This window comes from Bacillus sp. LB7, from assembly GCF_030449715.1.
GTDB lineage: Bacteria > Bacillota > Bacilli > Bacillales > Bacillaceae > Bacillus > Bacillus paralicheniformis.
In genome coordinates this window covers 20,017-44,080 of sequence record NZ_JASGCA010000008.1, presented here as the reverse complement: position 1 = coordinate 44,080, position 24,064 = coordinate 20,017, and the positions used below count along the sequence as shown (strand labels likewise).

The window sequence follows — 24,064 nt, the reverse complement described above, 5'->3', positions numbered from 1 at the left end:
AGACTTTCCCCCCATATACTTTTATTTATGAAAAGAAGTTAATAGACTGAATATTCGGAGGTGTGTAAAATTGATTAAATTTTTAGGCCGTCGTCTTGTTTATATGTTAATTTCTCTCTGGGTTATCGTCACAGCTACCTTCTTCCTGATGAGAGCGATACCGGGCGGACCCTTTTCAGGCGAGAGGAAACTTCCCCCTGCAATTGAAGCCAGTCTCAATTCCTACTATGGTTTAGACCAGCCTCTTTTTAAACAATATCTCGATTATTTAGTATCGGTAGCAAAGTGGGATTTCGGGCCGTCATTTAAATATAAGGGACAAACTGTGAACGACTTGATCAGCTCAGGTTTTCCGATTTCATTTACACTCGGATTGGAAGCGATTTGCCTTGCGCTCGCTTTCGGCGTTTTGTTCGGCGTGATCGCCGCGCTGAAGCGAAACAAGTGGCAGGACTACACAGCGATGATCATTGCGGTTGTCGGGATCTCTGTGCCGAACTTCATCATGGCCGCACTTCTCCAATACGTGCTGGCAATGAAGCTGGGCGTGTTCCCTGTCGCACAATGGGAGTCATGGGGACACACTGTCCTTCCTGCAATCGCTGTTTCCTCGATGCCGATGGCGTTTATCGCCCGTTTGACGCGTTCGAGCATGCTTGAAGTGCTGAGCAGCGACTATATCCGCACGGCGCGTGCAAAAGGTTTGAGCACACCAGCCGTTACGTTTAAGCATGCGATACGAAATGCCATCATGCCGGTTGTTACATATATGGGGCCAATGGCGGCGTCCATTTTGACAGGAACGTTTGTCGTCGAAAAAGTCTTCGGTATACCAGGACTCGGCATGCACTTTGTCACCAGCATTACGAACCGAGACTACACGGTGATCATGGGTGTTACCGTCTTCTTCGGGGCAATCTTGCTGCTTTGTGTCTTGATCGTCGATCTTTTATACGGCTTAATTGATCCGCGCATTAAACTGTTTGGCGCTAAGAAAGGGGAGTAAGAGGATGCAGCAAATACCAAAAGACATGTTTGAACCTGCAGCTGTTGACCATAGCGAAGCCGAAAAGATCTCAAAGAAAAACCTTTCTTTTTGGACAGACGTATTCTTGAGATTTAAAGAAAACAAGCTGGCGCTGTTTGGACTGGTGGTTCTGATCCTGATCGCTCTGATGGCTATCTTCGCGCCGGTATTCTCAAGCTTTCAATATGAAGAAACTGATTTAACGAATGCGAACCAGCCGCCGAGCGGTGAGCACTGGTTTGGAACAGATGACCTTGGAAGGGACGTATTCGTCCGTACATGGGTCGGCGCGCGCATCTCGCTGACAATCGGACTGGCTGCCGCGCTGATCGACGTTTTGATCGGTGTGATATGGGGTGCGATATCAGGCATCAGAGGCGGACGTACTGACGAAATTATGATGAGAATTGCAGATATTTTATGGGCGATTCCTTCCTTATTAATGACGATCCTGCTGCTCGTAGTCATGGGAAAAGGCTTGATCACGATGATCGTGGCGATGGTTATTACGGGATGGATCAACATGGCGAGAATCGTCCGGGGACAAGTACTCCAGCTCAAAAATCAGGAGTTTGTGCTCGCCTCAAGAACTTTGGGAGCGAAAAACTCGCGCATCATCAGAAAGCACTTGCTGCCCAACATCATGAGCCCGATCTTAGTCACCATGACATTAACCGTGCCTACGGCTATTTTCTATGAAGCGTTTTTAAGCTACCTCGGCCTCGGGGTTCCGCAGCCGCTTGCAAGCTGGGGAACGATGGCAACAGACGGTGTGCAGGGATTGGAGTATTACCCGTGGCGCCTGTTCTTCCCGGCTACTTTTATCTGTCTGACCATGTTTGCATTCAACGTTATCGGCGACGGACTGCGCGACGCTTTAGATCCGAAGCTGCGTAAATAAAGGAGTGAGAAAGATGAAACACTTACTTGAAGTGAAAGATTTAGCCATTTCTTTTAAAACATACGCCGGAGAAGTACAGGCGATCCGCGGCGTCAACTTTCATGTCGACAAAGGAGAGACGCTTGCAATTGTTGGAGAATCCGGATCAGGCAAAAGCGTCACTTCGCAGGCGATTATGAAACTGATTCCGATGCCGCCGGGCTATTTCAAAAACGGACAAATTTTATTTGACGGACAAGACCTGGTTCCGAAAAAGGAAAAAGAAATGCAGTCAATCAGGGGAAAAGAGATCGGCATGATCTTTCAGGATCCAATGACTTCCTTGAACCCGACGATGAAAGTCGGCCGTCAAATCACAGAAGTGCTGTTTAAGCATGAAAAGATCTCAAAAGAAGAGGCCAATAAGCGGGCGGTAGAGCTTCTCAGCCTGGTCGGAATTCCGATGCCTGAACGCCGCGTCAACCAGTATCCGCACGAATTCAGCGGCGGGATGCGGCAGCGCGTCGTCATCGCGATGGCGCTTGCGGCCAATCCAAAGCTTTTAATCGCGGACGAACCGACGACAGCTCTTGATGTGACGATTCAGGCGCAGATTTTAGAGCTGATGAAAGAATTGCAGAAAAAGATCGAGACATCCATCATTTTTATTACGCACGATCTCGGCGTTGTCGCGAATGTCGCAGACAGAGTCGCCGTCATGTACGCGGGACAGATTGTGGAGATCGGTACGGTCGACGAGATTTTCTACAATCCGAAGCATCCGTATACATGGGGGCTGTTGGCATCAATGCCGAGCCTTGACAACGACGGTGATGAAGAATTAATGGCGATACCGGGATCTCCGCCTGATTTGACCAATCCGCCGAAGGGCGATGCCTTTGCATTAAGAAGCCCGTACGCAATGAAAATCGATTTTGAACAAGAACCGCCGATGTTTAAAATATCTGATACACATTACGTGAAGTCATGGCTTTTGCACCCGGACGCTCCAAAAGTCGAGCCGCCGGCGGCTGTCCAAAGCAAGATGAAGGAGTTTAAAAATCAGTATGAAAAACCGGTTCAAGTGAAAGAAGGTGAATGATGTGGCAGAAAAACTGCTCGAAATCAAGAATTTAAAACAGCACTTTTCAACGCCGAAAGGGATTGTGAAAGCTGTTGACGGAATCTCTTTTGACATTTACAAAGGGGAAACGCTCGGTCTTGTCGGTGAATCCGGCTGCGGAAAGTCGACGACCGGCCGGTCAATCATTCGTTTGTATCAAGCGACTTCCGGAGAAGTCTTGTTTAAGGGAAAGAATGTCCACGACAAAAAGTCTGCCAAGGACCTTCTCGAATTCAACCGGAAGATGCAGATGATTTTTCAGGACCCGTATGCTTCCTTGAATCCGCGGATGACGGTTGCCGACATCATCGCAGAAGGAATTGATATCCACGGTTTGGCCAAAACGAAAAAAGAGCGGCTTGAGCGCGTTCATGAACTCCTCAAACTCGTCGGCTTAAATAAAGAGCACGCGAACCGCTATCCGCACGAATTTTCCGGCGGACAGCGCCAGCGGATCGGAATCGCAAGGGCGCTTGCGGTCGAGCCGGAATTCATCATTGCCGATGAACCGATCTCCGCTCTGGACGTGTCCATTCAAGCGCAAGTCGTCAATTTAATGAAGGATTTGCAAAAGGAAAGAGGGCTTACATACCTTTTCATCGCTCACGATCTGTCGATGGTCAAATATATCAGCGACAGGATCGGCGTCATGTATTTCGGGAAGCTTGTTGAATTGGCGCCGGCAGATGAACTGTATGAAAATCCGCTTCATCCGTATACACAATCATTGCTTTCCGCCATTCCGCTGCCTGATCCGGATTATGAGCGCACGCGCGTGCGGAAGACGTATGATCCAAGCGTCCATCAGCTGAAAGGCGACGAACAGATGGAGCTCCGTGAAGTAAAGCCCGGCCATTTCGTTATGTGCACAGAGGAAGAATTTAAAGCCTATCAATCCAAATAAACGAAGCAGGAAGACAGCCGTCACAAGGCTGTCTTTTTTTAATGCCGAACAACCGCCGGCCATTTTTTGAGAAAAAATTTGAAACCTTCGCGGGAGACAACCGTCTTAGTATATATAGGTAACATGCTCAGCTTCACTGAAGCTCCTTTCTAAAAAAGATTTTGTTTAAACTAAAAAGAAAGCGGGTATATCTAAAGTGTGAAATTAGAACATCCATAAGGAGCAAATCAATGAATTGGTATGAGAAGCTTAGCGAGTATTTCCCAATTGAAGAAATGAAATCAAAAGAGCACATGGAAGCATTGTTAAAGGAACAAAACGATATTTACCATAAAGAAGAAGGCCGCCATCATGTGTTGATGTATGCCGAATTCGACTCTTTTATTTTCATCGACTATTTATTCGTTTCTAAAGACGCGCGAGGACAGGGACTTGGTTCCAAGCTGATTGAGAAGCTGAAAAAGAAAAACAAACCGATCCTCCTCGAAGTCGAGCCCGTGGATGAAGATGATGCCGATACGGCGAAACGTCTTAAATTTTATCAAAAGGAAAACTTTAAACACGCTGAGTCGATTGGTTACCGCCGCCGGTCACTCGCAACCGGCAAAGTGAACAAAATGGAGATTTTGTATTGGTCTCCAAAATCAAACACAGAGAAAGAAGTGTTTGATGCGATGAAAGAAACGTACGAAAAAATCCATACATACAAAGATGAGAAGTGGTATGGAGAATCTTATGAAGATGTAGATGACGTCCTGACGATTGTTGACGATCATAAACAGAAGAACATTTTCGATGAATTGAGCTAAATGAGAATAACAGATGGCATAAAAAAGCAAAAGTCGCTGGATTGTCAAAAAATTTCTGTTACAGACTGTTCACACTTACTTTTTTATAGTATAATACTCAATAAAGATTACTTTTTTAGATTGATTTCAATTTAAGAATACGCTAATTTCATTCTACTTTTTAAGGAGTGAAGCAATATGGTTACATTATATACATCCCCAAGCTGCACGTCTTGCAGAAAGGCGCGCGCATGGTTAGAAGAACATGATATTCCGTTTACGGAAAGAAATATTTTTTCAGAGCCTTTATCAATTGATGAAATAAAAGAGATTTTACGAATGACGGAAGACGGAACAGACGAAATTATTTCAACCCGTTCCAAAGTGTTCCAAAAACTGAACGTCAACCTTGAAACAATGCCGCTTCAAGAGCTGTACCAGCTCATCAATGAACATCCGGGCCTTTTGCGCCGTCCGATCATCATTGACGAAAAGCGCCTGCAGGTTGGATACAACGAAGACGAAATCCGCCGCTTCCTGCCGCGCAAAGTGCGCACATTCCAGCTTCGCGAAGCGCAGCGTCTCGCAAACTAAAAGAAGGCTGAATTTTTCAGCCTTCTTTTAGTTGTAGACAAAATCGTTTAGATTTTGTCAACTTTTGATTCGCGTGATCCGAAAACCTTTGCAGTCTAGGAAGGCCGAGCATCGGAGCAGACTTTCACAGGATGTGATGACGGCGGCGTTCAGGCAGGACGCCTGAGTGGTTAGCCGCTGAACCTTATTCTATTCGTGAGCACCGACGCGCAGGCCCTGACAACGAATGCGAAGGTTTGTCGGCACGCTGAGAAGGCTGAATTTTTCAGCCTTCTTTTTTTAATGCTTTTCACTCGTCTGTTCATAATAAATACTGGCTAAAATCACAAAAATCACCGTCAGGACGGGCAGCAGCATTTCGAGGGTGCTGTGCTGCGCCATAAAGGAAGATAACTCCCGCTCTCTGACGATCATTTCGCCGCCGGTATAAGCGAGCAGTCCGCTTCCCGCGTATATGAAGAGCGGAAATTTGGCAAGAGCCGCTTGAATCAGCCTGCTGCCCCAAATGATGACCGGAACGGAGACCATCAGGCCGACAACGACTAGCATCAGGCGTCCGTGAGAAGCTCCAGCGACCGCAATCACATTATCAAGCGACATGAACAAATCGGCAATCACGATGATGCGGATCGCCTTAAATAAAGATGTCCCGCCTTTGACATGCTGGGCATCTTTTTTCTCAATCAGAAGCTGATATCCTAAGTACAACAGGAAGATTCCTCCGATAAATTGCAGATAAGGAACCGCGAGCAGGTACACTGCTGCCATTGTTAGCGCGATTCTCATCATGATGGCGATCAATGTGCCGATGATGATCGCTTTTTGTCTTTGCCGGGGAGGCAAATGACGGCTTGCCATTGCAATCACAACAGCGTTATCGCCGCCAAGTATGAGATCGATTCCGATGATCACAAGGAACGACATCAGTATATCGTGTTCCATCCACTGGCACCTCGCTTTGCCTTTGCATCGGGGCTTGACTGAAAAGGAGCCCGCATCTACAGCTGCTGCTTGTACAACTAATATATGAAGCAGGCCGGAAAATATGTTAGCTTGACCTTGGAGGCGTTTTTATTTCTTTTCCGCCTTTTTTATCATAAAATAGAAAATAAAGATTGATCCATGGGTAAGGTTAAGAAGTGGACGTAATGGGTAAAGTGTAGTAAAGTACAATTAATTGGGAGCTTAGTTATCCCTTCAACATCTTACAAAGAAGGGAAGGTTGGCAAATGGAAATCGAAAGAATAAACGAACACACGGTTAAGTTTTATATTTCCTACGGTGATATCGAAGACCGCGGGTTTGACAGAGAAGAAATTTGGTACAATCGAGAACGCAGTGAAGAGCTTTTTTGGGAAATGATGGACGAAGTGCACGAAGAAGAAGAGTTTGCCGTTGAAGGCCCCCTTTGGATTCAAGTGCAGGCCCTTGATAAGGGATTGGAAATCATTGTGACAAGAGCTCAGCTGTCCAAAGACGGACAAAAGCTGGAACTGCCGATTCCTGAAGATAAAAAACAGCATGTAGCAGAAGAAAGCCTTGATGCTTTGCTTGACGACTTTCAAAAAGAAGAGCAGGCAGAAGAGCAGAAACTGCAGTTTGTTTTAAAGTTTGACGATTTTGAGGATTTAATCTCACTGTCAAAAATGTCTATCAGCGGCTGCCAAACGACATTGTATTCTCACGAGAACCGCTATTATTTATTCGTGGATTTCAGTGAACTGCCTGATGAAGAGGTGGAAAACCAGCTGAGCATTCTGCTGGAGTATGCCTCAGAATCAAAGACGACGATTCATATGCTGAAAGAGTATGGAACACTGATTGCAGCGGATCATGCTCTTCATACAATAAAAAAGCACTTCGCATAAAAAAGCCGGTTTCTTTTGAAGCCGGCTTTAACTTTCTGGAACAATGATACGAAGTGTCTTCATTAGCTTTAAATTTTCCACAACTTCCCTCCTCCCATTTTACATCTTTCAAACGGCTCTCCACTTTCAAAGAAAACGATCATTTCCGCCCTAAACCGAATAGGTCAATCTGATCTATACACTTCCAGTTTCATTGATCAAGATGGATTGGTGTTATGACAAATTTTGAAAGGTGAGAACGATTTGATGCGAAAAAGTTTAACATGGATCATGGCTGTCTTTATTGGTTTAACATGTTTTTGTGCCGCTTATTCTCAAACAGCCATGGCAGCCGTACATTCCAAGACTCCGGATATTCTCGGAACAACGGGCAAAAACAATTTGAATCAGGCCTATAAAAAATACTTTGATGCGAAAGGCGATGGTAAAGGCGGATCGCTGTTTCATTATATGAAGGACGGTTCAGCATACATCGCTTCGACGACGGACGATAACCTGGGCAATGGCTACTACAGCGTCAAAACAGAGGGTATGAGTTACGGGATGATGATTACGCTGCAAATGAATGATGAGTATAAGTTCCAAAAGCTGTGGGATTTCGTCCGTAAATATATGCGCCATTCTGACAGAAACGACAGTTTGTACGGCTATCATAGCTGGCATATGAAAACGAACGGCTCTGACGTGCAAACCATTGATCAGAATGTTGCATCTGACGGCGAGGTCTGGTTTGCGGCAGCGCTCATGATGGCGTCTGGCCGCTGGGGAGATAAAAAATACCCGTATGATTACAAAGCGCGGGCTCAAGACATGCTTGACGCTTTGGCCGGTGACGGAGAATACGCCAACGCCGGTAAGGAATCGCGAGTGTTTATAAAAAACAGCAAGGATCAGCGCTATGCGATGGTTCGATTCGGCCCTTATGTCAATTGGACGGACCCATCCTACCACGTTCCTGCTTTTTTCGAGTTATTCGCTAAAAGCGCCGGAAGCAGCCAGCAGTATTTTTGGAAAGACGCAGCAAACAAATCTCGAACATACTTGTCAGAAACGACGTTTAAAAGCGTTTTAAATAACGGATCAACCGTCACCAATGCCGCGACAGGCCTGTTTCCCGATGAAGCCGGCTTTGACGGCGTAAGCGATGCGGCTCATTCCTCAACGGAAACAGACCGAAATTTCAGCTATGATGCTTGGCGGACGGTGGCCCATATCGCTATGGATTATACACTTTGGTCCTCGGCAGATAACGCATATCGCGCCAGCGAGCAAAAAGCGGTTAACAAGTTCTTGACGTTTATGAAACGGGAAAACCACGGGAGAACCGCCCATGAATATACGCTGAATGGGACGGCCGTCAAAAAAGGAAGCCCGGTTGGCCTGATCGCCGCCAATGCGGGCGGCGCGACTGCAGCAAGCGATGCATCATTAAGGACGGGATTTGCCAATGCGTTTAACAGCGCCTATATTCCAGAAGATTATTACGGATCATGCCTTTACATGCTGAACAGCCTGGTGGCAAACGGCAAATTTGCGATGTACCTTCCTTAAAGAATGTAATATCAAATTGAAAGACTGACCCTTCTCTGCGGAGAGGGGTTTTTCATTCGCCAGAAGTTGATCCCGTAAATATCCTTTAACAAAAATTACATCTCTATTTGAGGAAGATTTTTTGTGAACTTTATGAACAAAAAGAATATTATGCAGTTAAACTGTGCACGAAAAGTCGGTGAAGCTATAATGAAAGCGATTACAATAAAGGGGGAGCACAACATGACAAAGAGGGGCAGATGTTACGGCTTTACAATTTTACTTGTGTTTGCGCTGATTTTGGGAGGATGCGGCGGAAACACGGCTTCAAATAAAGCCGCGAACGAAAAAGACTTTAAACCTTCGAAAGCAATTGAGGTCGTTGCGCCTGCCGGAGCCGGCGGGGGATGGGATACAACGGCCAGAACGATCTCGAAAATTATGGGTGAAGAAAAATTGATTGAAAAGATGGCTGTTGTCAATAAACCGGGCGGCGGGGGAGCGTCGGGATGGTCGTATGTCCATCGCAAAAAAGGTGATAACCATACGTTGTTTGTTACATCTCCGCCGATTTTGTTCGTGCCTTTAAACGGACAATCCCAGTACGGCCACAATGATTTTACGCCGATCGCAAGCGTGATTGCCGATTACGGAGCGTTTGTCGTTCATAAAGATTCGCCTTATCAGTCGATGACAGACCTTGTGGATGCGCTGAAAAAAGATCCGAAAGCAGCCTCTATTGTAGGGACATCTTCTCCGGGAAGCATGGACCACATGCAATTTGTCAGCGCTGTTCAAAAGGCTGGCGTTGATGCGAAAGAGCTGAAATACATTACGGGGCAAGACGGCGCCGGGATGAGCATGCTGCTCGGTAAAAAAGCCGACGTCTACTCAACAGGTGTCGGTGAAGCGGCCGAACAGGCGCGCGCCGGAAAAGTCAGAGTGCTGGCCATCACCGCTCCCGAGCGCATGAAAGGAGATACGGTCAAGGATTTTCCGACCTTAAAAGAGCAGGGAATCGATGATGAATTTACGGTCTGGAGAGGATTTATGGGACCTCCGGGAATGAGCGAGTCCGCCGTAAAATATTATGAAGAAAAAATCAAAGAGATGATGGAAAAAGACAGCTGGAAATCGATTCGGGACAGCTATGGATGGACTGATAACTTTATGGGCCATCAAGAATTCAAAGACTATCTTGACGCTCAATATAAAGAAATGGAAGCGCTTCTTGATGATATCGGATTGGGTGGCAAATAAAATGGTCTCCGCGCGGTTGCCGGTACGGGAAAGCCTTAAAAGCTTTGCCCGGCACAGCCGGCGACCGGCAAGCTGAAATCGAGAAAGGCTGGTGTAAACCATGAGAATCACAAACCGGGCCGTTTCTGTCATCATTTTGGCTGTGGCAGCCATTTACCTGGCGCTCAGCTTTAATTTAGACAGCTATCCGTACGCGGTGATCGATGCGGACGTGCTGCCGAAAAGTTTAGGCATATTGCTTCTCATTTTGGGAATATTTCTGTTTTTTGAAAAAGATCAAAAGGATACAACGGTGAAAAAGCTGTTTCAGCTGAAGAAAAAAGACGTCAAGGTCATGATGCTCTGTGTTGTTTCTCTGTTGATCTACATTTCGGTTTTAGAATTCATCGGATTTTTGCTTTCTACGGTATTGCTGCTGGTCGTTTTGCCCGCGGTGTTGGGATATCGGAATTGGAAAACGGCTGCGATCGTTTCACTGATTTTCAGCAGCACAATTTATTTTTCATTCAATTATGTGCTCAACATCATGCTTCCGCAGGGGGTTATGCCTTTTTAATCGAACATAAGGAGGGAAGTGCATGTTAGATAGTATATTATACGGGTTTCAGGTAGCGCTGACTCCGCAAAATATCATGTTCGCTTTTATCGGGGTGCTGATCGGGACGGTTATCGGGATGCTGCCCGGGCTCGGACCGATCACCGCGATTGCTATTATGATCCCACTAAGTTATGGAATGGACCCGGCCTCCGCGTTAATTTTGATGGCGGGTGTCTATTACGGAGCGGTTTTTGGCGGTTCGACGTCATCGATTCTGTTAAATGCACCCGGAGTAGCGGGCACTGTCGCGACATCGTTTGACGGCTATCCGATGGCAAAGCAGGGGAAAGCGGGGAAAGCTCTCGCCATCGCTGCTATCTGCTCTTTCGCAGGCGGAACGATCACCGTAGTTGCGCTGATGCTCGTCGCGCCGGCAATGGCAAACATTGCGGTGACATTTGGACCGACAGAATATTTTGCATTGATGATGCTCGGCCTGGTGGCAATTTCGAGCCTTTCCGAAGGATCGACAGTCAAGGCGCTGATTTCTGCGACATTGGGCTTTATGACCGCTACCATCGGGATTGATCCGCAGACGGGGACCGAACGGTTTACATTCGGTGCGGCAAGCCTTCTCGAAGGCATCGATTTTCTGATTGTGGCTCTCGGTTTGTTTGCACTTGCTGAAGTTGCGTTCTTAATCAAGACGCGGAACAAGCCGATGACGGAGGGAGCGTCTCAGGTCGGCAGCCTGAAGCTGACGAAAAGCGAAATGAAAGAGATTTCGGGACCGATCGCAAGGCATTCGGTCATCGGATTTTTGCTCGGCATCCTGCCCGGTGCAGGGGCGACAATTGCATCATTTATTTCTTATATTACGGAGAAAAGAATCTCAAAACATCCTGAAACGTTTGGAAAGGGAAATATTAAAGGGGTCGCAGCACCTGAGACTTCAAACAATGCGGCAACGAGCGGCGCATTCGTACCCCTTCTGACACTCGGGATTCCCGGGTCAGGGACAACGGCCGTCCTGCTCGGCGCCCTTTTGGTCGTCGGCGTTCAGCCGGGGCCGCTCATGCTTACAGATCATCCCGACGTGTTCTGGGGCGTGATCGCAAGCATGTATATCGGCAATTTATTTCTGCTGATTTTAAATTTGCCGTTAATTCCTTTCTTGTCAAAAATTCTTCTGATTCCAAAGCAGCTTTTGATTTCGCTCATATTTGTTTTCTGCCTGATCGGCGTCTATGCCGTGACATTTAATGTCGTGCACCTTTATATTCTTGTGTTCTTCGGAATCCTCGGATATTTTATGAGAGTGCTGTCTTTTCCAGCGGCTCCGTTTATTTTGGCTTTTATTCTCGGAAGTTTGATGGAAGAATCATTCAGACAAGCGATGACGCTGTCATCAGGAAGCCTGTCCGTGTTTTTTGAAAGTCCCGTCACAATCGGTTTATTGATAACGGCTCTTTTGTCGCTCATCGTGCCGCCGATTTCCCGGGCAATGAAGAACAGAAATAAAAAGTCGATCGATTTGGAAGGCTAGGCTTTTGATGTCCGGAACGCTATGTTTCCGGACTTTCATTTTTCACAGGCTTGTAGCGCCGTTCGGGACGTCCGACGGTTCCATAGAAAAGTTCTGTTTTCACATGTTTTTCGGCAGCTAAAAATTCTAAATAGCGTCTTGCGGTCGTCCGGCTGACACCGATGGTGCGCCCGAGATTTTCGGCGGTGATGCCATCACTGTTTTCGCTTTTGTTTAAAACGCCGGCTACTTTTTTCAGCGTCAGACCGTCGATTCCTTTCGGATAATCGGCTTCAGCGGTTTGTTTTTCTTTCATGATGCTTCGCCTTTTTGCCATCAAGCTGTCAACGTCTGTCTGATCGATTGAAGACATTTCATTTACCTTGAGCCGGTAGGACCGATAGTTTAACAGCGTTTCTTTCAGCCTGGAAAACATAATCGGCTTGATCAAATAATCGACGGCTCCCGCGCGAATCGCCTGCTCGACATACTCAACTTCTTTCGCCGCCGTAATCATCATCACGTCTGTATGTCTGAGCTTTTGTCTGATCAGCCAGAGAAGCTCCATCCCTGAGCCGTCCGGCAGAAAAATGTCGAGCAGGACAAGGTCGGGCTTCACATCCGGAAGCAAATCCTTTGCATCTTTAAAATTTTCTGCGATTCCAATGACAGAAAATCCTTCAATTTTGCTGATCAGTTTTTGATGGATGTCAGCGTTCCTGATGTCATCCTCCACGATAAACACTTGTAATGCTTTCATAGGTCAGTCCCCCAGCGTTTCTCTATTTTGGTATCACGACAGTAAACAATGCTCCGCCAAGGTCGCTTTTATCCGCTTTGATTTGTCCATTTAACGCATTGACGGCTTCTTTGACTAAAAAGAGGCCGAGACCGCGGTGATTCGCCGCTTTTGTCGAATAAAACTTTTGAAAGATCCGCTCCTGTTCCCCCTCGGGAATACCGTCTCCCGAGTCTTCGACCTCAATTAAGATGTGATCTCCCCCGTCTGACAAAAAGACAAGGATGCTGCGGTCTTTTTTGTGGGACACGGCGTCAAAGGCATTCTCAATCAAATTCCCTAAAATCGTAATGAATTTCCCTTTGTCCATTACGTCCGGTAAGGCGTCCAATTTTGAGCTTTCATCGATTTCCAGGTTGATGTGCAGCTCTTTGGCACGGTTGACCTTTCCCAGCAGCAACCCGGAAAGAAGCGGATCAGGAATCGAATGGATGAGAAATCGCAGCATTTCCTGATGGCTTTTGTTCTCTTTTTGGATTAATTCGAGCGCTTCAGAATAGCTTTCCAGCTGGATCAGTCCCGCGATTGTGTTCAGCTTGTTTGAATATTCGTGGGTCTGGGCTCTCAGACCTTCCGCGTATTGGGAAGTTTGCGCCAGCTTTTTGGAGAGTTCGTCAATGTCCGTCTTTCTCCTGAAGCTTGCGACGGCTCCGCGGATTTTTTCGTTTTCGAAAATCGGCACTCTGTTGACGATTAATTCTTCGTTTCCGATCGTTAATTCCTGATCTTTTTGCGCCGTTTTCGTTTTCAGCACTTCGGGGAGCAGCGTATCCGGAAGAAGCTCGGAAATCGGTTTGCCGAGCCATTGTTCTTCGCTTTCGACGCGAAGGAGCTCACACGCTTTTCTATTCAAGAGCGTGATTTCTTCATGTTTGTTGATAGCGATCAAGGCCTCGTGCACAGATTCTGTAATTGCCTGTTTTTCAGTATATAATTGATTAATTTCATAAGGTTCAAGACCGAAAATGGACTTTTTGACATTGCGGGAAATATAGACGGCTCCCAAAACTCCCATCAGCACGACAAATCCCAATAAAAATATGAATTTTGTCTGATATTGAGAGACGATATCCTGAATATTTTCTTTTAAAAAACCGACTGAGATGATTCCGACGATTTTGCCGTTTTCATTAAGGATTGGGGCTTTCCCCCTGATGGCCGGGCCAAGCGTGCCGACGGCTTCCGAAATGTATGCTTCTCCTTTTTCAAGAGCGCGCTGATTGTCTCCGCCGACCATCGGTTTGCCGATTTTTCCCGGGTCCGGATGAGCATAGCGAATCGCATCCGCCGAGCCGATCACGATGTATTGCGCACCGGACTGCTTTCTCGCATTTTCTGCAATTGGCTGAAGGATTCGGGACGGATCTTCCGTTTCAAAGGCTTCCTGGACGGAAGGCATCTGGGCGAGCGTTTTCGCCATATCGAGCGCTCTGGCTTGAATTTGTGTTTTTAACGAATTTTCTAAAATGATTAAATAGAGGCCGCTCATAACAGAAAGCAAGATCAATAGCAGGGTGAGAATCAGCAATGTGAGCTTGGTGGTCAGCTTCCGTTTGATGTCAAAAACTCCTTTTCTAAAAATTTCGAGTTCTATAATACTACTTTATATAAAATCGGCCTGAATTTGAAGCGTTTTCAAAAAAAGGAAAGCTTCCGTGAATGTTGAATACTTGATCAAACAGGAAGGAGAGAGACAAAATGTTCAGTGCAATGATCGATCAAGAAGAGATCATCTGTCTTGCCGACGGATACAAAACCGAAGATCTCAAGCGATTGAGAAATCGACATTTATTTTACTGTCCGGTTTGCCGATGTGAACTTGACCTGAAAGTCGGTCCCGTCAAGCTCCCGCACTTCGCTCATAAGCCGGGTGCAGCATGTCCGGTGCCCCATGAACCGGAGAGCTCCTATCATCTGAAAGGAAAACGGATGTTGTACGAATGGCTCGGCAGGCAAGGACTCAGTCCGGTGCTTGAACCGTATTTGCAAGAGATCAGACAAAGGCCCGATTTGCTTCTGGACTACGGAACCCGCCAGGTTGCGGTTGAATTTCAATGTGCGAATCTCGATGCTGCAGCGTACCGAAAAAGAACGGAAGGCTTTCTCAAACTGGGAATCGAGCCGTTGTGGATTCTGGGCGGTAACCGGGTAAGACGCTTAACGGGGAGTTTTTTTCAGCTTTCAGTGTTTCACTGGCAGTTCGCTCAGAAAAGCGAAAAGCCTCCCAAGCTCCTGTTTTTTTGCCCCGAACAAAAGGCTTTCATCATCCTCGAACACTTGATTCCCTTTCAAACAAACAAAACATCCGCATCCTTGCGTTTTCTCCCACTTGCTGAAGCAAGCTGGCATGATGTAACCGCGCGGGAAAACTGTTCGCCTCTCCAGCTTAAAGATTGGAAAAGAAACGTCCTCAGCTTTCGGATGTCAGCCGTGCGTTTTTTATCAAAAGAAGCGAAGCAGATTGCCGCGCTCTTTTATGAAAAGTACCGGCTCCCGCTCCCGTTTTTCCCCTCAGAAGTTTTTCTCCCGGTGCCGTCAGGCTATATTTTTGCCCATCCGGTTTATGTGTGGCAAGGGTACCTTTTCTTATTTATAACGAAGCATGATACGTTTCGCCTGCAGTCTGCGGTTCATTATGTGGACTGGCTCGTCAAGAGCAAAAGGCTGAAGCTGAGATGGAGCGGGCAGCAAACGGCTGCTGATGCCGTTTGCGAATACATTTGTTTTTTGCATAAAAAAGGATTTTTGGAGAGGAAAGAGGAATTTTATTATTCCGCGGGTCCTGTTGCTCCGGAGCCGCGGCTGGAGGCGCTGTTAAAAAGGGATGAACATTATTTTTCCGAATGATTATCAAGCCTTTCGTTCAACCTAAAGAAAGGAAGGTGGTGTCCGGGCTGTTTCAGATCAAAAGATGCGTATTTTATTTTTTAACGGCGGGATTTTGCGTCTTTTTTTTCGCATATGATTTGACAAAAGACGGTGAAAAAACAGAAGATAAACACAATACAAGTTTATTGGACAACAATGGACTTGGAGTAAAGAAAGCGAGGGGATTGACAGTGGCTGAAGAAAAAAAATCGAAGAAACTGCCTTCAAGAGAAGAGGTGAAGCAAGAAGACACGTGGAGACTTGAGGATATCTTCCCGTCAGATGACGCTTGGAACGAGGAATTTCAAGCCGTTAAAGAACTGCTGCCCAAGCTTTCCGAATTCAAGGGCAGGCTCGGCCATTCCGCCGATGATTTATATGAAGCGCTGACTTATCAGGATAAGGTGATGGAGCGTCTCGGGAAGCTGTATACGTACGCTCACATGCGCTATGATCAGGATACTGGAAATTCTTTTTACCAAGGCCTCAATGATAAAGCGGCCAACCTCTATACCCAGGCTGCGAGCGCGACGGCCTACATGGTGCCGGAAATACTATCGATTCAGGAAGAAAAGCTTCAGCAGTTCCTGTTGGAAAAAGAGGAGTTAAAGCTTTACTCACATGCTCTCGAAGAAATCAATAAAGAGCGTCCTCACGTGCTGAGCGAGGAGGAGGAAGGGATTTTGGCCGAAGCGTCTGATGTTCTTTCATCTTCTTCCAATACGTTCGGCATGCTGAATAACGCCGATATGGAATTTCCGGAGATCACCGATGAAAATGGAGAAAAGGTGCAGCTCACACACGGCAATTATGTCACCTTTTTGGAAAGCGAGAATCGTGATGTCCGCCGCGCGGCATTCAAGGCGGTTTACGAAACATACGGCCGCTTTAAAAACACGCTCGCTTCCACGCTCAGCGGAGCTGTGAAAAAAGACAACTTTTATGCGAAGGTTAAACATTATAAATCGGCGCGGGAAGCTGCTTTGTCGCGCAACAGCATTCCTGAAGAAGTCTACGACAATCTTGTCAGCACGATCAACAAGCATCTCCCGCTTCTTCACCGCTATGTTGAGCTTAGAAAAAAAGTGCTTGAGCTTGATGAGGTGCACATGTATGACCTGTATACTCCGCTTGTAAAGGACTCTGGAATGAAAGTTACCTACGAGCAGGCAAAGGACTATATGCTGAAAGGTTTGACGCCTTTAGGGGAAGAATATTCATCCATCCTGAAAGAAGGATTGAACAACCGCTGGGTCGATGTGTATGAAAACAAAGGAAAACGAAGCGGCGCTTATTCCTCAGGAACTTACGGAACAAATCCGTATATTTTGATGAACTGGCAGGACAACGTCAATAATTTGTTTACGCTCGTCCATGAATTCGGCCATTCCGTGCACAGCTACTATACGAGAAAATATCAGCCTTACCCGTACGGAAACTACAGCATTTTCGTAGCCGAGGTAGCTTCTACGACGAATGAAGCGCTTTTGGGAGAATACTTGCTGAATACAATCGACGATGAAAAACAGCGGCTCTATATTTTGAATCATATGCTTGAAGGCTTCAAGGGAACGGTTTTCAGACAGACGATGTTTGCCGAATTTGAACATGAGATCCATGTCAAAGCCCAGGAAGGTGAACCGCTGACACCTGAGCTGTTAACGAGCATCTACTATGATTTGAATAAAAAATATTTCGGTGACAATATTGAGATTGATAAGGAAATCGGTCTTGAGTGGTCAAGAATACCGCATTTCTACTACAATTATTATGTGTATCAGTACGCCACAGGCTTCAGTGCAGCTCAGGCGCTCAGTCAGCAGATTTTAAAAGAAGGCAAATCGGCTGTTGACCGCTATATTGAGTTCTTGAAAGCGGGAAGCTCGGATTATCCGATTGAAGTGCTGAAAAAAGCCGGTGTCGATATGACATCTTCAGAGCCGATCGAAGCTGCGTGCAAAAAGTTTGAAGAGCAGCTGAACGAAATGGAAGAACTTTTGCAAAAAGTCAATCATTCATAATAGGCGAATAGATGGAAGAGGCTGCCGGTCATACCGGCAGCCTTGTTCGCGATGAGGTCAAAAACCTTTAAATGTTTTGCGGTGGTTGAGGCGGCTGAGCGTAAAAAGGATTGATATAAATAAGAGGGGAGACGTAATATAAAGGGGAAACATATTCATCAAACCTAAAATGTTCAAGACGAAAAAAAATAATATTGATGCAAGTCCTAAAATGATCTGAAGCATAAAAACCCTCCTAAGGACTGATAAAATTTCACAGGGGGAGACGAGGCGCAAAAAGCGTAGCAAACCGTTCGCCAGTCCGCATAAATCGCGGTTTTGCAACGTGCGGCGGGCTCGTTTTCTTTGTTACTTTGATCATATGATGGACATCTATTATTTATGTTTTTGTGACAAAAATGTGAAAACTAATGAAATCAGTTGTCAAAACTCGACATGATTTGATATTATAAAGATGTGAAATTGATCACAAACAAACATTTACCCCTTTGTTTGACCGTGAAAAATTTCTCCCATCCCCTTTGTTGTCGTTAAGACATATTAGAAACCGCGCTTATCCCGGCGCGGTTTCTTACTGCTTCAAAAAGGAACGTGCGTTCGTTTTAGCGCGAAAAAAAACACGGGAGAAACCCGTGCTATTTTTCGCATTGATAAAGCGATCCTGCATCATGATGTCCGTTTATATAACGCCAGAACATGCCGTGTTTCGCTTCCACTCTTTCGACTTTGCGGGCGAACGCGAGCTTTTTCATTTCCCGTTCCACCTCTTCCAGCGTCCAGTCGTAAACGACGGCAATTTCTTTGTCGGCTACAAATTGAAAGTATTCGATAAAAAGTTCGAGTGGAGGTGTTTGTGAAGGCTTCGGCTCATCGCCGAGCATCTCAAACAATACTTCTTCGTAAATCTCGTATGAATAATTTCCGGTTACTTTTAAGCCTTCTCCTTCGCGGATACTGTTAAAAAACGTAAGAGTCGGAACAGATGCCACTTCCATTTCGGCAGCAATTTTCAAATCGCATTGCAGGGCTTTCACGGCGCTCTGCGAATGAAGATCCCTTTTAAATTCCTCCAGATCGAGCTGTGTATGCTCTGCGATTGCCAAGAGCACCTGTTCTTCGGTGATATCCTGCCGATTGAGAAACAGGCTTTCCTGCATGCATCTCAAAAACTGCAGCCCTGCTTTTCTGCCTTGCAGTTCCGCCGCTTTCAAAGCGAGCGAAGCGAGGTATGGTGCGGAAAGAGCTTTATCATGCAGGAGCGTCCCGTCACAAGACATGCCTGATCTGCATGCGATCTTTTCCCATGCCTCTGCGAGTCGGTGCTTTTTACGTTTCTGAACGTTCAGCGCTGTGATGCTGCATGCGGCGATGATCCTTAGTGTGAAAAAGCGGCCGTAACGGATTTTCAACTTTTTGATCGCCGGCTCCAAAGCCCAGCATTCGGGAGACAAAGGGTCGACAAACATATAAATTTCCATCGGTTTTTGCGGATGTCCGTGGCAATGGGAGAAAAATTGGTCACGCTGATTGAGTGTCAATGTGAACCATCCTCCATTTTAGGCTGATTTACCATATGTCTGGCTGTCAATGTCAGCCTTTCAAAAAGAAATTCCCTGATTTCGCCCTTTAAACCGACATGATCCATTGCCTCTTTCATACACGAAAGCCATGCGTCCGCCCGTTCCGGTGTGATTGGAAACGGCAGGTGCCGCGCCCTCAGCATCGGGTGTCCGTGTTCTTCTGTATAAAGCGGCGGACCGCCTAAATATTGCGTTAAAAATTGCTTCTGCTTTCTTGCCGTTTCCGTTAAGTCGTCCGGAAAAATCGGGTAGAGCAGCGGATGCCGCTTTACACGCTCATAAAAAGTATCAACAAGTTGCGATAGAAGCTCTTCTCCAATCGCTTCATAAGGTGCGTTAAACGATTGTCCCATGTTGACTACTCCTTTTAATATGGCTAATAGGAAAATATACCGATTCCTATTGCAAAAAAATATTTATCTTGTGCATCATTTATTATTTCACGATTGTATATACTTATTTTAGCAACCTCGTGCCATTTCTACAAACAAACCGACTTCTGCCTGCGGGCGAAAATCGCTGTTTTTGTTTCAAATATCATATCATATTCGCTTCTTAAATGTGTATTTTTAATACCGGGAGGATCAAAGAGGAAGTAAATGCGGACAAAAAAAGCCGGAAAGCATCCTTTCCGGCTTAGGCATAGTAATTTGAGGTGATTCTTTTTACATAATTTTGCGTTTCTTTAAAAGGGGGAATGCCTCCGTATTTTTGGACATTTCCCGGTCCGGCATTGTAGGCCGCTAATGCGAGCTTCACATTTCCGCTGTATTTATCGAGCATCTGCTTTAAGTATTTTGTTCCGCCTTCTATATTTTGCACGGGGTCAAAAGCGTTATTCACGCCGAGCGCTTTCGCCGTTGACGGCATGAGCTGCATCAGGCCCATGGCGCCTGCCGGGCTGACCGCTTTTTCCTGGTAGCGCGATTCCTGCTTGACGACGGCATGAATCAGCTTCTCATCGACACCGTATTTTTCTGCGGCGTTTTTGATGATCTGGTCAATATTCTGATTTTGGCCGCCGAAAGAGACGGATTTCGCTGCGGCAGATGGGACGGCCGCAATCGCCGCAGGCTTTTCGGCTGTCAGCGGCGCCTGAAGCTGAGACGCTGTCGACACAGCCGGAACAACCGCGGGCTGTGCAGACTCCAAACCGCCGACATTGCTTAAATATTGGTTTAAAATCGAGCTGAAATCAAAATCAGCATCTTCGGAACCGCTGTCTGAAGCCGGATAAAACGACCGTATCGCCTGGAGTTCCAAGAGGGCGGCCAAATGGTTGACGTTCATTGTTTTCCCACCTTATTGATCTTTAAGTTTTTGCTCATAAAATCGGACGATTTTGTTTTTGGTTTCACGCTCAGGGATGCCGAACGATTTCAGCAGTTCAGAGAAATCCCGTTTTCCGCGTTCATAGTCTGTCACTTCGAATTCAACTTCAAAGTCTTCTACCATTAAGTATCGGCTGTGATCCAAAACAATTAAGCCCTGCGGTAAATTTTTTTCTGCACGGCTTGTCGCAAGCGTTCCGAAAAGGATGAGCTCGTCCGGTTCAATGCCAAGGTGCTTCAGGCGATCGTATACCGGCCCAGGCGGAATCGTGAACGTTTCAAATTCGGGCTTCCGGGTCAGTTCCTGGTGGGTTTCCATCAGACCTACAGGTGCCGGCTCTTTTAATGTCAGTACATATCGCTGCTGTTTTTCGCGAATTCTTAAAGCCGCTCCTTTTTCTTTTAAAGAAAAGGAAGGCGTATCGTAATAATGGTTTTTTTGTATAACAAATTGCTCGGAGGTAAATTGATAATATGATTTGATTTTCTCAAATTCTTTTTTTGTCAGCATATTTTTAAATTCGATTTCAAGTTCCTGGCTCATTCTTTAATTTTTTCATCCTCTCAGCTGGTAAAATTGCATTTTCCTTATTATCTCTTGAGAAGGAACGTTTATCAATATTGAAGCTGATATGATAAAATGAATCTGTACTTTTATTGTAAAGGAGAGCATTATGCAGAACAGAATTGAGATTACAGAAGCCAATCTGCGAAACGACCGGCTGGTGCTGACCAGCGAAATCAATGACGGAGCCGAGCGGAAACCGGCCGGACGCATGCTGACAGACTCCGATCATTTTGCATTTGTATACATACTTGAACAGGACGATTCCTTTGAATACGTCATTTTAAACGAAGGCATCTGGTCCGATCTTAAAGCGGCCCTCGACGCCAATCTTCCTGTGTTTTTACATATCGGAAACACGGAGCTGGAGCTTAACGGGTTCCATGATGAGCTTGGATATTTAATAGAGAATATTAAAGATAATGCTAATTATGGCGAAGAAATGGAAGAGAGAGTGAAACGGATATTCCTCTAGAAAAAAAGGCGATGAAATTGGGGGAAGGTTTATGGACGAAAAACAATGGGAGCAATTTTTAGCGCCGTACCGGCAGGCTGTTGAAGAGCTGAAAGTGAAGCTGAAAGGGGTCCGGACCCTTTACGAATACGAAGAGGAGCATTCGCCGATTGAATTCGTGACAGGGCGGGTGAAGCCTGTTCCGAGTATTCTTGAGAAGGCCAAGCGAAAAAACATTCCTCTGCACAACATTGAAAGCATGCAAGATATTGCCGGGCTCAGAATCATGTGCCAATTTTTTGAGGATATTCGCATTGTCGTCGATATGCTTCTGGCGAGAAAGGACTTCACGGTGGTGGATAAGCGCGACTATATCGCGGAACATAAAGAGAGCGGCTACCGCTCCTACCACCTCGTCGTGCTGTATCCTTTGCAGACAATCAACGGGGAAAAACAGATTTTGGTTGAAATTCAAATCCGGACGCTGGCGATGAATTTTTGGGCGACAATCGAGCATTCTTTAAATTATAAATACAGCGGCAACATTCCGGAAAAAGTAAAATTAAGGCTTCAGAGAGCTTCTGAAGCAGCATCAAGGCTCGATATGGAAATGTCCGAGATCAGGGGCGAGATTCAGGAGGCTCAGGTGGCATTTTCACGCAAGAAAAAGGATGAGGATGACGGTTAGGGGAAAGGAGATGGAATGATGAAGTTTGCGGTATCGTCCAAAGGAAATGATGTTTCCGATTCATTAAAAAGCAAAATTCAAACATATCTGCTCGACTTCGGTCTTGAATGCGATGAAGAAGAGCCGGATATCGTCATTTCCGTCGGCGGTGACGGAACGCTCTTATACGCATTTCACAAATACAGCGGCCGCCTCGACAAAACGGCTTTTGTCGGGGTTCATACAGGACATCTCGGCTTTTATGCCGACTGGGTGCCGACCGAGATTGAAAAACTCGTGATCGCAATTGCGAAAACGCCGTATCAAATTGTTGAATACCCGGTTTTGGAAGTTATCGTCCGCTACAATGACGGCAGCGATGAAGCGAGATATTTGGCGCTGAACGAATGTACGATCAAGAGCATCGAAGGGACGCTTGTGACAGATGTCGAAATTAAAGGGGAACTTTTCGAAACGTTCCGCGGCGACGGCCTTTGCTTATCAACCCCATCGGGAAGCACGGCATATAATAAGGCGCTTGGCGGTGCGATTATTCATCCGTCCATCAGAGCGGTCCAGCTGGCTGAAATGGCGTCGATCAACAACCGGGTGTTTCGCACGGTCGGATCGCCGCTCATTCTGCCTGAGCACCACACTTGTTTAATTAAACCGATTAATGATGTGACATTTCAAGTCGCGATTGACCATTTGACATTGCTGCATAAAGACGTCAAGTCAATTCAATGCCGCGTCGCAAACGAAAATATCAGGTTTGCCCGCTTTCGGCCGTTTCCGTTTTGGAAAAGGGTCCAGGATTCCTTTATCGGAAAAGGAGAATAGGAAGGTTTGCTGTGAGCGATTTTTTGATGAAACAGATCATAACAGAAGAGGACAGCGGGGTTCTTTTGAAAGAATACGTCCAGCGGCTGGGCATTTCAAAAAGGATGCTGACGGACATCAAATTCGGCGGCGGGGATCTTTTGGTAAACGGCGGGCATGTAACGGTCAGATACGTTCTTCAAAAAGGGGACGAGCTCGTCATACAGTTCCCTCCGGAAAAAATGAGCGAATCTTTGCGCCCGGAAGAAATCCCGCTTGATATTTTGTTCGAAGATGACCATGTCCTCGTATTAAATAAACAGCCATGCCTGTCGTCGATTCCCTCGCGCGAGCATCCATCAGGCAGCTTGGCGAACGGTCTGATTCATTATTACCAGCGGACGGGCGTGCGCGCGACCGTTCACCTGGTGAGCAGGCTTGACCGCGACACATCGGGTGTCATGCTTGTAGCCAAGCACCGCTTCGCCCACTCGCTTTTATCGGGACTGCAAAAAAAGGGAGCCGTCAAACGGCAATATCGGGCGGTCGTCCACGGTTTGATCGCAGAAGAGCAGGGAACGATCGATGCGCCAATCGGCAGAAAATCATCGAGCATCATCGAGCGTGCGGTGATCCCCGACGGGCAAAAAGCGGTGACGCATTTTTGGGTGAACAGGCGCTTCAGCGGTATGACGGATGTCTCCATCCGTCTAGAAACCGGGAGAACCCATCAGATCCGAGTTCACATGAGTCATATCGGATATCCTTTGTGCGGTGATACGCTGTACGGAGGAACCCGCGGCTTCATCAATCGGCAGGCGCTCCACAGTGAGACGCTGACGTTTTTTCATCCCTTCACAATGGAAGAGCTGACGTTTCAAGCGCCGGTTGCGCATGATATGAGTCAGTTGATAGAGAGCTGA

Annotated in this window: 25 protein-coding genes and 1 pseudogene; 18 read left to right on the top strand and 8 right to left on the bottom strand. The window is 46.4% G+C overall.

Annotated elements, in window-relative coordinates; all coding sequences use genetic code 11:
- Positions 1 to 70: 70 nt before the first annotated feature.
- The 6 genes from QMZ64_RS12195 to spxA all read left to right on the top strand — a co-directional run bounded on the left by QMZ64_RS12195 (position 71) and on the right by spxA (position 5,316).
- Positions 71 to 1,006, top strand: a complete 936-nt coding sequence (locus tag QMZ64_RS12195; protein WP_243939656.1) for an ABC transporter permease — start codon at positions 71 to 73, stop codon at positions 1,004 to 1,006.
- 4 nt (positions 1,007 to 1,010) lie between these two features.
- Positions 1,011 to 1,928 (top strand): ABC transporter permease, encoded by a 918-nt coding sequence (locus tag QMZ64_RS12190; RefSeq protein ID WP_003180613.1) that lies wholly within the window; start codon positions 1,011 to 1,013, stop codon positions 1,926 to 1,928.
- A gap of 13 nt (positions 1,929 to 1,941) precedes the next feature.
- Positions 1,942 to 3,009 carry an ABC transporter ATP-binding protein gene (locus QMZ64_RS12185; RefSeq protein ID WP_279599783.1) on the top strand — a complete coding sequence of 356 codons (1,068 nt, stop codon included), beginning with the start codon at positions 1,942 to 1,944 and terminating at the stop codon, positions 3,007 to 3,009.
- 1 nt (position 3,010) lies between these two features.
- Positions 3,011 to 3,934, top strand: coding sequence for an ABC transporter ATP-binding protein (locus QMZ64_RS12180; protein WP_026579902.1), 924 nt, complete (start codon positions 3,011 to 3,013; stop codon positions 3,932 to 3,934).
- A gap of 230 nt (positions 3,935 to 4,164) precedes the next feature.
- A complete protein-coding gene (locus QMZ64_RS12175) occupies positions 4,165 to 4,743 on the top strand; it encodes a GNAT family N-acetyltransferase (protein ID WP_003180619.1) in 579 nt (192 codons plus the stop codon).
- Positions 4,744 to 4,920: 177 nt separating this feature from the next.
- Entirely contained in the window at positions 4,921 to 5,316 is a 396-nt protein-coding gene (spxA, locus tag QMZ64_RS12170) for a transcriptional regulator SpxA (RefSeq protein ID WP_009328833.1), read from the top strand.
- Positions 5,317 to 5,595: 279 nt separating this feature from the next.
- Here spxA and QMZ64_RS12165 read toward each other — a convergent pair whose 3' ends face one another.
- Complete coding sequence (locus QMZ64_RS12165; RefSeq protein WP_075753414.1) at positions 5,596 to 6,258, bottom strand: TerC family protein; 663 nt, start codon at positions 6,256 to 6,258, stop codon at positions 5,596 to 5,598.
- Positions 6,259 to 6,438: 180 nt separating this feature from the next.
- On the opposite strand from QMZ64_RS12165, the pseudogene QMZ64_RS12160 reads away from it, so the two are divergent.
- The 6 genes and pseudogenes from QMZ64_RS12160 to QMZ64_RS12135 all read left to right on the top strand — a co-directional run bounded on the left by QMZ64_RS12160 (position 6,439) and on the right by QMZ64_RS12135 (position 12,058).
- Positions 6,439 to 6,564, top strand: a pseudogene (locus QMZ64_RS12160) (hypothetical protein).
- Positions 6,546 to 7,184, top strand: coding sequence for an adaptor protein MecA (mecA, locus tag QMZ64_RS12155; protein ID WP_003180627.1), 639 nt, complete (start codon positions 6,546 to 6,548; stop codon positions 7,182 to 7,184). Before QMZ64_RS12160 ends, mecA begins: the two are co-directional and overlap by 19 nt.
- Before the next feature lie 246 nt (positions 7,185 to 7,430).
- Positions 7,431 to 8,735, top strand: a complete 1,305-nt coding sequence (locus QMZ64_RS12150) for a family 8 glycosyl hydrolase (RefSeq protein WP_265627338.1) — start codon at positions 7,431 to 7,433, stop codon at positions 8,733 to 8,735.
- Positions 8,736 to 8,957: 222 nt separating this feature from the next.
- A complete protein-coding gene (locus QMZ64_RS12145; RefSeq protein WP_265627337.1) occupies positions 8,958 to 9,974 on the top strand; it encodes a tripartite tricarboxylate transporter substrate binding protein in 1,017 nt (338 codons plus the stop codon).
- A gap of 100 nt (positions 9,975 to 10,074) precedes the next feature.
- Positions 10,075 to 10,530, top strand: coding sequence for a tripartite tricarboxylate transporter TctB family protein (locus tag QMZ64_RS12140; RefSeq protein ID WP_243939687.1), 456 nt, complete (start codon positions 10,075 to 10,077; stop codon positions 10,528 to 10,530).
- 22 nt (positions 10,531 to 10,552) lie between these two features.
- On the top strand, positions 10,553 to 12,058 hold the full coding sequence (locus QMZ64_RS12135) for a tripartite tricarboxylate transporter permease (protein WP_265627336.1): 1,506 nt from the start codon (positions 10,553 to 10,555) through the stop codon (positions 12,056 to 12,058).
- Positions 12,059 to 12,077: 19 nt separating this feature from the next.
- Here the strand turns inward: QMZ64_RS12135 and QMZ64_RS12130 are convergent, their stop codons facing one another.
- Both QMZ64_RS12130 and QMZ64_RS12125 read right to left on the bottom strand, forming a co-directional pair.
- On the bottom strand, positions 12,078 to 12,797 hold the full coding sequence (locus QMZ64_RS12130; protein ID WP_265627335.1) for a response regulator: 720 nt from the start codon (positions 12,795 to 12,797) through the stop codon (positions 12,078 to 12,080).
- 22 nt (positions 12,798 to 12,819) lie between these two features.
- On the bottom strand, positions 12,820 to 14,364 hold the full coding sequence (locus QMZ64_RS12125; protein WP_265627334.1) for an ATP-binding protein: 1,545 nt from the start codon (positions 14,362 to 14,364) through the stop codon (positions 12,820 to 12,822).
- A gap of 170 nt (positions 14,365 to 14,534) precedes the next feature.
- On the opposite strand from QMZ64_RS12125, the gene QMZ64_RS12120 reads away from it, so the two are divergent.
- Positions 14,535 to 15,683, top strand: a complete 1,149-nt coding sequence (locus tag QMZ64_RS12120; protein WP_265627333.1) for a competence protein CoiA family protein — start codon at positions 14,535 to 14,537, stop codon at positions 15,681 to 15,683.
- A 212-nt stretch (positions 15,684 to 15,895) separates the two neighbouring features.
- Entirely contained in the window at positions 15,896 to 17,725 is a 1,830-nt protein-coding gene (pepF, locus tag QMZ64_RS12115; RefSeq protein WP_301441320.1) for an oligoendopeptidase F, read from the top strand.
- A 57-nt stretch (positions 17,726 to 17,782) separates the two neighbouring features.
- On the opposite strand, the gene QMZ64_RS12110 is transcribed toward pepF, so the two are convergent.
- The 5 genes from QMZ64_RS12110 to QMZ64_RS12090 all read right to left on the bottom strand — a co-directional run bounded on the left by QMZ64_RS12110 (position 17,783) and on the right by QMZ64_RS12090 (position 21,180).
- Entirely contained in the window at positions 17,783 to 17,950 is a 168-nt protein-coding gene (locus QMZ64_RS12110; RefSeq protein WP_023856663.1) for a hypothetical protein, read from the bottom strand.
- 410 nt (positions 17,951 to 18,360) lie between these two features.
- Complete coding sequence (spxH, locus tag QMZ64_RS12105) at positions 18,361 to 19,263, bottom strand: protease adaptor protein SpxH (RefSeq protein WP_265627331.1); 903 nt, start codon at positions 19,261 to 19,263, stop codon at positions 18,361 to 18,363.
- Positions 19,260 to 19,658, bottom strand: coding sequence for a globin domain-containing protein (locus QMZ64_RS12100; protein ID WP_003180652.1), 399 nt, complete (start codon positions 19,656 to 19,658; stop codon positions 19,260 to 19,262). Before QMZ64_RS12100 ends, spxH begins: the two co-directional genes overlap by 4 nt.
- A gap of 283 nt (positions 19,659 to 19,941) precedes the next feature.
- Complete coding sequence (locus tag QMZ64_RS12095; protein ID WP_265627330.1) at positions 19,942 to 20,595, bottom strand: lytic transglycosylase domain-containing protein; 654 nt, start codon at positions 20,593 to 20,595, stop codon at positions 19,942 to 19,944.
- Positions 20,596 to 20,607: 12 nt separating this feature from the next.
- Complete coding sequence (locus QMZ64_RS12090; protein ID WP_265627329.1) at positions 20,608 to 21,180, bottom strand: CYTH domain-containing protein; 573 nt, start codon at positions 21,178 to 21,180, stop codon at positions 20,608 to 20,610.
- A gap of 130 nt (positions 21,181 to 21,310) precedes the next feature.
- Between QMZ64_RS12090 and QMZ64_RS12085 the strand changes: the two genes are divergently transcribed.
- The 4 genes from QMZ64_RS12085 to QMZ64_RS12070 are packed head-to-tail and all read left to right on the top strand — an operon-like array spanning position 21,311 to position 24,064.
- Positions 21,311 to 21,676, top strand: coding sequence for a UPF0738 family protein (locus QMZ64_RS12085; RefSeq protein ID WP_003180659.1), 366 nt, complete (start codon positions 21,311 to 21,313; stop codon positions 21,674 to 21,676).
- 31 nt (positions 21,677 to 21,707) lie between these two features.
- Positions 21,708 to 22,343 carry a GTP diphosphokinase gene (gene yjbM, locus QMZ64_RS12080; RefSeq protein ID WP_265627328.1) on the top strand — a complete coding sequence of 212 codons (636 nt, stop codon included), beginning with the start codon at positions 21,708 to 21,710 and terminating at the stop codon, positions 22,341 to 22,343.
- Positions 22,344 to 22,361: 18 nt separating this feature from the next.
- A complete protein-coding gene (locus QMZ64_RS12075; protein WP_023856668.1) occupies positions 22,362 to 23,162 on the top strand; it encodes an NAD kinase in 801 nt (266 codons plus the stop codon).
- 26 nt (positions 23,163 to 23,188) lie between these two features.
- Positions 23,189 to 24,064, top strand: a complete 876-nt coding sequence (locus QMZ64_RS12070) for an RluA family pseudouridine synthase (protein ID WP_031305089.1) — start codon at positions 23,189 to 23,191, stop codon at positions 24,062 to 24,064.